The 11,985-nt window shown below is 73.1% G+C and carries 9 protein-coding genes; 7 read left to right on the forward strand and 2 right to left on the reverse strand.

Annotated elements, in window-relative coordinates:
* Positions 1 to 156: 156 nt before the first annotated feature.
* The 4 genes from ITJ48_RS15965 to ITJ48_RS00250 all read left to right on the forward strand — a co-directional run bounded on the left by ITJ48_RS15965 (position 157) and on the right by ITJ48_RS00250 (position 5,619).
* Entirely contained in the window at positions 157 to 2,208 is a 2,052-nt protein-coding gene (locus tag ITJ48_RS15965; protein ID WP_370544696.1) for a dipeptide ABC transporter ATP-binding protein, read from the forward strand.
* A 167-nt stretch (positions 2,209 to 2,375) separates the two neighbouring features.
* The gene (locus tag ITJ48_RS00240) at positions 2,376 to 2,654 is read left to right on the forward strand and encodes a hypothetical protein (protein ID WP_194611969.1); all 279 of its coding nucleotides are present in this window, start codon (positions 2,376 to 2,378) and stop codon (positions 2,652 to 2,654) included.
* Complete coding sequence (locus ITJ48_RS00245) at positions 2,651 to 4,741, forward strand: CocE/NonD family hydrolase (protein WP_370544697.1); 2,091 nt, start codon at positions 2,651 to 2,653, stop codon at positions 4,739 to 4,741. Before ITJ48_RS00240 ends, ITJ48_RS00245 begins: the two co-directional genes overlap by 4 nt.
* Positions 4,742 to 4,854: 113 nt before the next feature.
* Positions 4,855 to 5,619 (forward strand): TetR/AcrR family transcriptional regulator, encoded by a 765-nt coding sequence (locus tag ITJ48_RS00250; RefSeq protein ID WP_370544698.1) that lies wholly within the window; start codon positions 4,855 to 4,857, stop codon positions 5,617 to 5,619.
* Positions 5,620 to 5,780: 161 nt separating this feature from the next.
* Here ITJ48_RS00250 and ITJ48_RS00255 read toward each other — a convergent pair whose 3' ends face one another.
* Both ITJ48_RS00255 and ITJ48_RS00260 read right to left on the reverse strand, forming a co-directional pair.
* Positions 5,781 to 8,297, reverse strand: coding sequence for an FN3 domain-containing metallophosphoesterase family protein (locus tag ITJ48_RS00255; protein WP_194611970.1), 2,517 nt, complete (start codon positions 8,295 to 8,297; stop codon positions 5,781 to 5,783).
* Positions 8,298 to 8,500: 203 nt separating this feature from the next.
* On the reverse strand, positions 8,501 to 8,914 hold the full coding sequence (locus ITJ48_RS00260; protein WP_194611971.1) for a hypothetical protein: 414 nt from the start codon (positions 8,912 to 8,914) through the stop codon (positions 8,501 to 8,503).
* A 350-nt stretch (positions 8,915 to 9,264) separates the two neighbouring features.
* On the opposite strand from ITJ48_RS00260, the gene ITJ48_RS00265 reads away from it, so the two are divergent.
* The 3 genes from ITJ48_RS00265 (at position 9,265) to ITJ48_RS00275 (ending at position 11,745) form a co-directional block, all read left to right on the forward strand.
* Entirely contained in the window at positions 9,265 to 10,155 is an 891-nt protein-coding gene (locus ITJ48_RS00265) for a MerR family transcriptional regulator (RefSeq protein ID WP_194611972.1), read from the forward strand.
* Complete coding sequence (locus ITJ48_RS00270; protein ID WP_194611973.1) at positions 10,152 to 10,883, forward strand: GPP34 family phosphoprotein; 732 nt, start codon at positions 10,152 to 10,154, stop codon at positions 10,881 to 10,883. Before ITJ48_RS00265 ends, ITJ48_RS00270 begins: the two co-directional genes overlap by 4 nt.
* Before the next feature lie 115 nt (positions 10,884 to 10,998).
* Positions 10,999 to 11,745, forward strand: coding sequence for a small multidrug efflux protein (locus ITJ48_RS00275; protein WP_228506169.1), 747 nt, complete (start codon positions 10,999 to 11,001; stop codon positions 11,743 to 11,745).
* Positions 11,746 to 11,985 lie beyond the last annotated feature (240 nt).

An 11,985-nucleotide genomic window follows, 5' to 3' on the forward strand; every position in this document is an offset into this window, starting at 1 on the left:
GGAACGGCCGGGCACACTCCTGCGGGCGCTGATCCGTCTCGTGACGGATCAGCGCAGGGGAGCTCAGCCGCACCTCCTGCGGTCGGATCTGGCGCTGCGGCGGGGGCGAGCCGGGGAGGCGCGGGTGCGGTCGACGAGACCGCCCGCGACCTCGTCGTGCGCGTCGACGACCTCTCGATCTCGTACTCCGCCGGACGGCGCGAGGTGCCCGTGGTGCGCGGCGTCAGCTTCGACATCGCCGCCGGTCGCGCACTCGGCCTCGTCGGCGAGAGCGGCAGCGGCAAGTCGACGGTGGCTCGGACGCTGCTGGCGCACCTCCGACGGGGCTCGCGCATCGTGGGTGGCAGCGTCACGGTCGCCGGGGACGACGTGTTCGCGCTCGACGAGCGTGCACGGCGTGCACTGCGCGGCGGCACCGCGGCACTCGTCGCCCAGAACGCCGGCCAGGCGCTGACTCCGTCGATGCGCGTCGGCCGCCAGCTGCGCGAGGCGCTCGAGAGCCACGGACTGCCCGGCGGACACGAGCGCGTGCTCGAGCTCGTCCGGCACGTGCGGCTGCCCGACCCCGAGGGGATCGTGCGGCGGTACCCGCACCAGCTCTCCGGCGGGCAGCAGCAGCGCATCGCGATCGCGATGGCCGTCGCCGCGCGTCCCAAGCTGCTGGTGCTCGACGAGCCGACGACCGCGCTCGACGTCGTCACGCAGTCGGCCGTGCTGGAGCTCATCCGCGACCTCGCCGTCGAGCTCGACATGGCGATCCTGCTCGTGAGCCACGACCTCGGCGTCGTGTCGAGCATGGCGGACGAGATCGCCGTGATGCGCGACGGGGTCGTCGTCGAGCACCGGGCCACCGCGGACCTGTTCGCCGACCCGCGCGACCCGTACACGCGGGAGCTGCTCGCGAGCATCCCGCGCGTGGGCGGCGCCGATGCTGACGCTGCTGACCACCATGAACCGGGTTCCGAACCAAGAACCGCGATAGAACGCGGTTCATCGTTCGGGACGCGGTTCTTGGCGCTGGTGAGTCGCGTGGTGGGCGGTGCCGGGGACGGCGCCGCGCCTCCTGCGGGTGAGTCTGCTGCCGACGAACCTCGTTCCGTTCAAAGAACCTCGTTGCAGCGCGGTTCTTTGAACGGAACACGGTTCGAAGGAGGCGCGGGTCGCGCCGACGGGACCGGGACCGGGCACGGCGATGCACCCTCGAGAGGACCGAACACCCCGTCGTTGCGGGGTGCATCGTCCACTCCGGGGTTCGCGGGAGGTGCGGGTCGCGCTGACAGCGCCGGGCACGCCACCGGCAGCGAGAAAGCAGCGCCCAGCGAGCAGGCAGAGGCGGTCGTCGTCGCGCGCGACCTCGTCGTGCGGTACGGGCGCGGGCTGCCCGCTGCCGTCGACCGGGTGTCGCTCGAGATCGGGCGGCGCGAGACGTTGGCCGTGGTGGGGGAGTCGGGCTCCGGCAAGTCGACGCTCGCGACGGCGATGGCGGGGCTGATCCCGGCGGAGTCGGGGTCGTTCACGTTCCGCGGCACGGACGGCGTCGAGGGCGACCTCACCCAGCCCGTCGCCCGTCGCACCGCCGAGCTGCGGCGGTCGGTGCAGCTGGTGTTCCAGAACGCGGACACGTCGCTCAACCCGCGACGCACCGTCGGCGCCGCGATCGCCCGACCGCTGACGCTGTTCACGGGGCTGACCGGCTCCGCGCGGGCCGATCGCGTCGCCGAGCTGCTGGTCGAGGTCGGGCTGTCGCCGGACTTCGCCGCACGGCTGCCGGCGCAGCTCTCGGGCGGACAGCGCCAGCGCGTCGGCATCGCCCGGGCTCTCGCCGCCGGCCCCGAGCTGATCATCGCCGACGAGATCACGACCGCGCTCGACGTGCGCGTGCAGGCGGGAGTTCTCGACCTGCTGACGGGGCTCCGCGACGAGAAGGGGCTGAGCTGCCTCTTCATCAGCCACGACCTCGCCGTGGTGCGCGGGGTGGCCGACCGCGTCGCCGTCATGACCGGCGGACGGATCGTGGAGGTCGGCCCGGCCGACGCCGTGTTCTCCGGCCCGAACCATCCGTACACGCAGACGCTGCTCGACGCGACGCTCGACCCGGGCACCACCGAGCTGCCGAGCGTCGGCGACGGCCGCCCGCGCTGGCGCGACGCCGACGGCTGGGACGACCACGGCGACGGACACCGGATCAAACGCTGGGAGGCGATGTGAGCACGGGCGGCAGGAGCAGCAGCGACGTGAGCAGGAACGACGTGAGCACGGACGACCGGGGCAGGCACGACACCGAAAGGGGCGACTCGACCCTGCGCGGTGGTGGGCCGAGGACGCACGGCCGAGCCAGTGAGGCCGCAGATCGGGGCGTGGCGAGCAGGGGCTCCGTGAGGACCAGCGTCCACGGAGGCCCACGCCTGCTCGACCGAGCCAGGGACGAGGAGGCGGAGGGCGGCATCGCCGCCGAGGAGCACATCCTGCACCGCCTGCGCGAGCGGGAGCGCGAGCAAGCCCGGAGCCGAGCAGGCGCAGGAGGTGCCGGTCAGGACCTCGATCCCGGTCGCGGTCGCACCGACGGGCCGGGCCCCGACGGCACCGACGACGACGGCACCGACGGCGACGGCACCGACGGCGACGGGCACCTCCGCGACGGGGGCGTGTCGTGAGCGACCAGGGCGACCCGGGCGACCAGGGGCGCCAGGGCGACCGGTCCGCCGGTCGCGACCCGCGCCTCCTTCGCGATCCCGAAGTGCTGCACGAGGTCGACGTGCGCGACGAGTGGGTGCCGCTGCCGGACGGCACGCGGCTGCACGCGCGGATCTGGGCACCGCGGGTCGAGCACCCGGTGCCGGTGCTGCTCGAGTACCTGCCGTACCGGCTCGACGACTGGACGGCTCCGCGCGACAGTGAACGGCACCCCTGGTACGCGGCGCGGGGGTACGCGTCGGTGCGGGTGGACATCCGGGGCACGGGGTCGAGCGACGGGCTGTTCGACGACGAGTACTCCGTGCAGGAGCTCGACGACGGCCTCGCCCTGATCGAGTGGCTCGCCGCCCAGCCGTGGTCGACGGGCGCCGTCGGGATGTTCGGGATCTCGTGGGGCGGGTTCAACGCGCTCCAGCTCGCCGGTCGCGCACCCGCCGCGCTCAAGGCGATCGTCACCGTGTGCTCGACCGACGACCGGTACGACAACGACGTGCACTACATGGGCGGCGCGGTGCTGGGCATCGACATGGCGGCCTGGGGAGGGACGATGTTCGCGTTCAACTCCCGCCCGCCACGGCCCGAGGTCGTCGGCGCCGACTGGATCGCGCGGTGGCGCGAGCGGCTCGAGCACAACCGGCCGATGACTCCCACCTGGCTCGCCCACCAGGAGCGCGACGACTACTGGCGGCACGGCAGCGTCTGCGAGGACTACTCGTCGATCACCGCCGCCGTGCTCGCCGTTGGCGGCTGGGCCGACCCGTACCGCGACGCCGTGCTGCGGCTCGTCTCGAACCTCGACGCACCCGTCAGGGGCATCGTCGGGCCGTGGTCGCACCAGTACCCGGACCGGGGGCTGGCTCCGGGGCCGGGCATCGGGTTCCTGCAGGAGACCCTGCGCTGGTGGGACCGCTGGCTGCTCGACGAGTCGAACGGCGTCGACGACGAGCCGGCGCTGCGGGCTTGGATCAACGACTCCGAGCCTCCAGCGACGTTCTACGCCGAGCGGACCGGCCGCTGGGTCGCCGCCGAGGCGTGGCCGTCGGAGGCGACTTCGGCGCACGTCGAGTCGCTCGAGCTGCTCACCGGCGGCGAGCACGGACCGGTGTCGGTGCGCTCGCCGCAGAGCACCGGCCTCGACGCCGGACGCTTCTTCCCCTTCGGCAACGCCACCGACCTGCCGCCCGACCAGCGCGGTGAGGACGGCCGCTCGGCGTGCTTCGACCTGCTGGTCACGGAGGCGCCCCTCGACCTGCTGGGGAACGTCGTCGTCGACCTCGCGCTGACGAGCGACCGGACGTCGGCCACGGTCATCGTCCGACTCTGCGACGTCGCCCCCGACGGCAGCTCGACGCTCGTCACCCGCGGCGTCCTGAACCTGAACAAGCGGCACGGTCGCGATCAGAACGACCCGATGGAGGCGGGGGTCGAGGAAGACGTGCAGGTCGCGCTGGTCTCGACCGGACATTCCTTCCCGGTCGGCCACCGCTTCCGGGTGGCCGTCTCGTCCGCCTACTGGCCCTGGATCTGGCCGCACCCCGACGAGGCGACCCTCACGATCGACCCGCGGCACAGCTCGGTGACGCTGCCGGTCTGGACGCGGAGCGGCGACGACGGGGTGCGCTTCGAGGAGCCGACCCGCGCGACCCCGCTCGCCGTGCGGGCGCTGCCCGCCGCGTCGGACCTGCCGCAGCGCAGCGTCTCGCACGACGTGGGCACCGGCGAGTGGGTGCTCGACGTCGACCCCGGCTACGGCGGCGGTCGCGCCTATCCCGACGGGCTCGTCTTCACCGAGGACAGCCGCGAGACCTACCGGATCACCGACGGCGACCCGCTGTCGGCCTCGGCGGAGTCGCGCTGGGCGATCGGGCTCGAGAAGCCCGGGTGGAAGGCGTGGCTCGAGACGACGTTGCGGCTCACGGCGACGCGGGACGAGTTCGTCGTCGTCAACACGGTCCAGGCCTGGGCTCGCGACGGCGGGCCGGAGGCGCCGGTCGTCGTGGTCGCCTCGCGGCAGTTCGAGGACCGGGTGCCGAGGACGTCGGCGTGAGCGGGGCCGGGGACGGGACCCGCGCCTCCTCGGGTGCGGGTGCGGGTGCGGGTGCGGCTGGCACTGCTGGTGCCGGTGCCGGTGGCGGTACCGGCGCTGGTGCTACTGCGGGCGTGTCTACGGGCGCAGCTGTCGCCGCGGGCGGCGGGCGGCAGAAGCCGGCCGTGCGGCGGGCGCTGATCGTGGAGGCGGCGCGCGGCGTCATCCTGCGCGAGGGGCTCGGCGGCACGCGGCTGCGCGACATCGCGGGGGAGGCGGGCGTCTCGGTGGGCACGGTGACCTACCACTTCGAGAGCGTCGCGGAGATCCTGAACGAGGTGGTCGTGCTCGAGACGGCCCGCTTCTACTCGTCGATCATCGAGGCCGTCGACGCCGAGCCGGACCCGGTCGCCGGCGTGCGGATGCTCGTCGAGCCGCTCTTCGCCGCGACGGACGCGAGCGACGAGCACTGGCGGCTCTGGTCGGACTATTGGACGGCCGTCGCGCGGAAGCCCGCGGTCGCCGCGGAGTACGTGGAACGGATCCGCGTCTGGGAGGCATGCCTCACGCGGACGCTGCGGCGCGGGGCCGAGTCGGGCGCGTTCCCGGCGCTCGGGGCCGGGGCCGGAGCTGGAGCTGCGCGTCCGGACGGTGACGGGGCCGCGGCCGGGGCTGCTGGTCCGGACGGGGCCGGGGCCGCTGGTCCGGACGGCGTCTGGGCTGCCGGCCCGGACGAGGGGCCCGCCGATCGTGCGTCGGAGGTGGCGTTGAAGCTAGCCGCATACAGCGACGGAGTCGCGACGCAGCTCGCACAGAAGGCCCCAGGGCTGACGTCGGAGCTGGCGCTGACGTGGATGTGGACGTTCCTCGGGCACGAGACGGGCGCCTCCTTCGCCTGAGGCCCTTCTATAGGCGCTGAACCGGCACGAACTGCTGTCCTGGCGCCTCCCGAGAACCGTTCGCGCCGGTTCACCGCCACGCGGACGGACGAGAGGCCCCGGATCGACCTTCCGAGGGGCTCGGAGGTCGATTCGGGGCCTCTCGAGGGAGGGCGCCGGCGCTACGCGCGGCGGCGGCGGGCCCTCACGACCAGCGCGAGACCGGCGAGCAGCACGAGCAGGGCACCCGCGGCGAGGGGGAGGGCGTCGCTGCCGGTGAAGGCGAGCGTGCCGTCGGCCTGCGCCGTGGCGGTCGAGCCTCCGGCCGACGTGCCCGCACCCGTGCCGGCTTCGGAACCCGTACCCGCACCCGCGCCGGCACCCGGCGTGCCCGGGAGCGGGTCGGAGGCGGCCGTCAGCTCGAAGGTGCCCCAGGTCTCGGCTCCCGTGGCGTCGGTCTGGCCGACGAGGGTGTGGGTGCCGGCTCCGAGGCCCTCGGGGAGGCGCAGCGTGAGCACCCCGTCGTCGTCGCTGGGGTCGTCACCGAGGTAGACGGGCTCCGAGTGGACGAACCAGTCGAGCGCCGCACCGGCGAGACGACGTGGGACGGTCGCGGTGAGCGTGCCCTCCGCCTCGTCGACGGCGGTCACGACCAGCGTGTGCGTCGCCTCCGTCAGCTCGGAGAGCGGCACCGCCGTGGGCTCGCCGGTGCCCGGGTCGACGGGCGGCGTCGTCGGGTCGACCGGAGGCGTGGTGGGGTCGACCGGCGGGGTCGTCGGGTCCGTCGGATCGACGGGAGGCTCCGTCGGGTCGGCCGGACGCGACAGCGTCACCTCGTCGACGACCGACAGGTCCGCGGTGCGGTACGTCGTCATCGCGATGGAGTCGGCGGTCACCTCGACGTTGGTGAAGTTCGGCGTGTACTCCTGGTTCTGCACGGCGCTGAAGGCGAAGTCCTGCGACTGGATGTCGTAGTACTTGCTGCCGCTCGACGAGTTCGCCGTGACGTAGAGCACCTCGTCGCCCTCGGGCGTGACCGTGCCGTCGACCGGCTCGTCGGTGTGCACCGGCGTCATGCCGCTCATCAGGTAGCTGCGGACGTAGACGTGGTCGTGGCCCATCAGCACCAGGTCGACGTCGAGCTCGCTCATCACCGGGGGCAGCTCGGCACGACGCGTGACGATGTCGCCGTCGGTCGCGTGCGAGGCGACGCTGTAGACCGAGTGGTGGAACGTGACGACGGTCCAGCGGGCCTCGTCGCCGTGCTCGGCGATGACCTTCCGGGCGAAGTCGGCGTGGCCGGCGTCGTCACGGTCGTTCGAGTTGAACGAGATGTAGAGCGTGTCCTGGTAGAGGAACCAGTAGTCGCCGCCGGCCCGGTTCGCGTCCGGCCGGCCCGCCGTCTCGCTGACGTTCGGCATCGCGAAGTGCTGCTCGTAGGCCTTGCTCGCGACGTCGTGGTTGCCGATGTTCGTCGCGAACGGCAGCGACTTCGTCTGCGACGGCGCGAGGAACCCGTCGTACTGCAGCTCGTTCGAGGCCGTGTTGACCTGGTCGCCCGCGCTCAGCACGAAGCTCGTGTCGGGGAACTCGCCCGACGCCTTGCCCATCGTCTCGACCCAGCCGGCCGTGTCGGCGACGGTCTCGCCCGCGCCGATCTGCGCGTCGCCGATGAACAGGAAGCCGTAGTCGCCGGTCGCCTGCGTCTCGAACGTGTACGTCTCCGACCAGCCGTCGGCGTCGCTGCCGACGCGGTAGCTGTACGAGGTGCTCGGGACGAGGCCGGTCAGCGTCGCGTGGTGCCAGTTCTGCCCGTCGGTCGCGGTCCCGCTGGTGGAGGGGAACGAGGAGGCGCGGGCCGGGAAGGCACCGCCCGTCACGTCCTTCGTGAGCGCGAGCTGCGCCTCCTCGGCGCTGGTCGAGTCGGAGTACCACGACACCGCACGCTGCGACTCGTCGGCCCCGATGTTGAGGAACACGTCGCTGATGGTGGCCTCGGCGCTCGCCGAGACGGGGGTGAGCGAGAGGAAGTCGAAGTAGATGTCCGAACTGGTCGAGCGGTCCTGGTAGAGCGCGACCGAGACGGTGTTCTCGCCCGCGTGCAGCAGGGCCGGGTCGATCGTGAACGTCGAGCGGTCGGGGTCGCCGCCGCCGTCGCCCGCGTAGCCGACGTTGCCGTCGTGCTCGGCGACGCGGGAGTCCTCGTAGCCGACGACCTTCGTGCCGTTGACGTAGACGACGAGCGCGTCGTCGTAGACGACGTCCGCGGTCAGCGACTTCCAGCCCGCGAGCTGGTCGGCGGTGAGGTCGAGGGAGCTGCGGAAGAAGTAGGTCGGCACGTCGACGGTGCCGCCCGGGAGGTACTGCTGCAGCAGGGTGTCGACGGCGTAGCCGCCGCCCATGCCGGTCGCCTTGCCGCCCTTGGCGCCGAAGCTGCCCTGGGCGTTCTTCCAGGCGGAGTCGTCGAAGTCGTCGGCGGTCCAGCTGAGCGGGTCGGCGCTGCCGGCCGAGGGGTCGACCCCGGTCTCGAGGTAGCTCCACGCGGTCGACTCGGTGGTCAGCAGCGGGACGGCGTCGTCGGCACGGGCCGACGTGGCGGTGCTCGTGGCTCCGACGGCGGTGGCCGTGACGAGCAGGAGCGCCGCGGCGACGCGGGCGCGGTGGCGCGGGCGTCGTGCGGCGGTGGGGGTGGTGGTCATCCTGGTCCTTCGTGGTCGTGGAGGCGCCGCCCCCGTGATCGGGGCGGGCCTCGGGCATCAGAGCAGGGGGATGTGGACGACAGGTGTAGCGGGGGTGACAGCTCGGCTCGGGCTGCCCGGCTGCGTGAACCGGCACGAAGTGCTGTCTCAGCGCCTTCCGAGAACCGTTCCCGCCGGTTCAGGGCCCAGATCGGAGGTCGAGGTCAACCGGCGCAGGAGTCCCATCGCGCGTGCCAGACCTCGGGCTCGTCCTGGGGGTCGACGAGGTCCAGGGCCAGGACGTGCCCGCCGAACGTGAACTCGCCACGGTCGACCTCCTCGAGGTCCGCCGTGCCGAGCGGCAGACCACAGGAGTGTGGATTCTCGTAGTCGGGATCGGAGTAGAAGCTGCCGTAGTCCAGGTCCTCGGTCCAGTTCAGCGCCCACTCCGCGAAGAGGTGGGGCCGCACGCGCCGCCGGCTCCACCAGGGGCCCTCCACATCCCACGTCCATTCCCGGGCTACGGACAACCAGCCGCGCACGACTCCGGGGTCGCTCGGCAGCGACATCCGGTAGAGGGTCGGTGCCACCAGCACGGGGTCGGAGGGCGCCGGCTCCGGCGGCGGCGAGAACAACACGGGCTGAGCCTAGGGGGCGGCGGTGAGCCGGAGGGATTCGGCTGCTCGGCGGGTGAACCGGCGAGAAGTGCTCTCGTCGGGGCCGGGGGCAGCGATGTCTGCCGGTTCACCGGTCGCGCAGCAGGGTGAGAGGCCTCGGAGCGACGTGGCGACCTTGCCCGCGTTCGTCGAGTGGTCAGGTGCGGTCCTCCGCCGGTCGGGGGAGGACCGTTCTCGACCGCTCGGCTGAGGGCGGGCTCGACCGGTCGGCGACTTCTCCGATCGACGCTTGACCGTGCCCCGGGGGCATGGTCTCTACTCGTCAGTAGCCGCCGACACGCGTCGGCACAGACACCGACGAGGAGGCGACCATGGCCTGGAGCACACGACAGCTGGCCGAGATGGCCGGCACCACCGTCAAGAGCGTCCGCTATTACCACCAGCTCGGGCTGCTCGACGAGCCGGAACGGCTCGGCAACGGCTACAAGCAGTATGAGGTGCGGCACCTGGTCCGCCTGCTGCAGATCACCCGGCTGACCGAGCTCGGCGTGCCCCTCGCCCAGGTCCAAGCACTCGGCAACGCCGGCGACGACCCCGACGGGGCCTTCCGCGTGCTCGACGCCGAGCTCGAGGCCACGATCGGACGGCTGCAGCGCATCCGCGGCGAGCTCGCGCTGATCATGCAGCACCGTTCGCCTGCCGAGCTGCCCGCCGGCTTCAGCGACGTCGGCCGCCACCTCAGCGAGGCCGACCGGTCGCTCGTGATGATCTGGTCGCGGGTCTACGACGAGTCGGCCATGCAGGACCTCCGGACGATCCTGCGGGACGAGCCCCGCACCTCCGACGACGACGCCTTCGACGCGCTGACCCCGGACGCCGATCGAGCGACCCGCCGCCGTCTCGGAGCCTCGCTCGCCCCCGCCATGGGCCGGCTGTTCGAGACCTACCCGTGGCTCACCGACCCGCGTGAGCAGGCGGTCCACGGCGTCGAGTCGGCGACCGCCACGGTCGGCGCCGCCGTCACCGAGCTGTACAACCAGGCCCAGCTCGAGGTGCTCTACCGCGCCTACCTCGTCTCGGCCGGCAAGGACGACGACCTGGAGGCGCTCGAGGCCGCGCTGGACGCGGCGGAGGCAGGCGGGCCGGCTGCGTCCGTGCCCTCCGGCTCCGTTCCCTCCGCCTCCGCCTCCGCCGCTGCCGGGGGAGTGCCTGCGCCTGCGCCTGCGCCTGCACCCGAACACGACCCGAGGACACGACCATGACCGAGACCGACCCCTCCGCCACCTCCCTCGCGACCGCGCCCCTGCTCGCCGAGGACGTGCTCGTGCTGCTCTTCGACCCGGAGTCGGGCACGATCCGCTCGGAGGGGATGCCGCTCATGCACACCCTCGCCGGGGCCGTGCTCACCGAGCTCGCGCTCGACGGCGCCGTCGCCATCGACGAGCACACGTCGGCGCTGCGGGGACGCCTGGTCCACGCCGTCGAGGGACGCGAGCCCGCCGATCCGCTGATCGCGGCGACCTGGCGGCGTCTCGCCGGCAAGCCGACCGACCTGCGGTCGCTCGTGCTCGAGATCGGACCGGGGCTCCGTGCGCCGATGATCGACCGCGTCGTCGAGCGCGGGACGCTGCGGCGCGAGGCTCGCAAGATGCTCGGCTTCATCCCGATGACCGCCCTGGTCGACGGCGGCACCGGTCGGCGCGACGAACTGCTCGCCCTCGTGCGGCCCGTGCTGCTCGACGACCAGGTGCCGTCGCCGCGGTCCGGGGCGCTCGCCGCCCTGCTCTCGGCCAGCGGCGCGCTGCCCGCGCTGCACCGCGACCTGCCCTGGTCGGGCGCGCTCTACACCCGCGGGCAGCAGCTGCAGCGCGGCGAGTGGGGTGCCGCCGCCACGGGCGAGGCCGTCGCGGCCTCGGCTGCCGCGGTCGCCGCCTCCGTGCTCTCGAACACGCTGTTCGTCAGCGTCGTGCTGCCGTCGCTGCGCGACTGAGCCGCTGCTCGGTCCCGCGCCCCTCCTCCTTCGGTTCTTCGCCCCCCTACTTCGCCCGCCCGTTCGTCGCCCTTCCCCCTTACCGTCCTGCACGAGACCCTCTCTGGAGACCTCCATGTCCCGCCCCGTCCTCATCGCCTCCTCGGCTGCCGGCATCCCGGCCGTCACGGCCACCGTCACGTCCACCGCCGACACGTTCGGCTGGGTCCAGGAACTCATGAGCCAGGTTCCCGACGCGGTGCAGCCGCTCGTCATCGCCCTCGCGGGAGCCGTCCCGTTCATCGAGGGCGAGGCCTCCGCCGCACTGGGCGTCATCGGAGGCGTGCACCCGGTCGTCGCGGCGCTCGCCGGCATGGCGGGCAACCTGCTGTGCGTCGTCGTCGTGGTGCTGCTGGGGTCGCGGATCAGGGAGGCGGTGGTCCGGAGGCGTGCCGGTCGCCGTGCGCAGGCGGCCGGGGCCTCGGGTGCGGTGGCGGTCGCCGTGCCCGCCGGCTCGTGGTCCGAGGGGCAGGCCGAGTCCACGGCAGCGCCGGCCCCGGCGGGGGAGGCTGCGTCTGCGTCGGGACGTGCCGGCGCTGCCGCATCGACACCGGCTCCCGTCGCGGCGGGATCGGTCGAGCCGACGGAGGCGGTGCCCGAGAGCAAGGGCAAGGCGCGGCTGCGGCGCTGGCTCGTCAAGTTCGGGGTGCCCGGAGCGAGCCTCCTCGCCCCGCTGGCGCTGCCGACCATGATCACGGCCGCCACGTTCGTCGCGTCGGGAGTGCCGAAGGGGTGGGTGATCCTCTGGCAGGCCGTCGCCATCGTCGTCTGGACCACGGCCATCACCCTCGTGGCCACGGGCGTCCTCGCCGTCGTCGGCTAGCCGACCGGCTCGCCCTCGTCGCTCGAGTGGTCAGGAAAGGTTCCTCATGGGGTGGCAGAGAACAGTTCCAGACCACTCGGTCGGTGTGCCGGGAGGAAGAGTCCTCAGGGGGCTGCCGGAGGACCGAATTCGGACCACTCGCGGGGGCGGGGTGGACGAGAGGCCCCAGATCGACCTCGGGAGGTGCGGGGGAAGTCGATCTGGGGACTCTCGTCGAGCGGCGGGGGAGTCGCGCCGGCG

This window comes from Frigoribacterium sp. VKM Ac-2530 (genome assembly GCF_015350835.1).
Classification (GTDB): domain Bacteria; phylum Actinomycetota; class Actinomycetes; order Actinomycetales; family Microbacteriaceae; genus Frigoribacterium.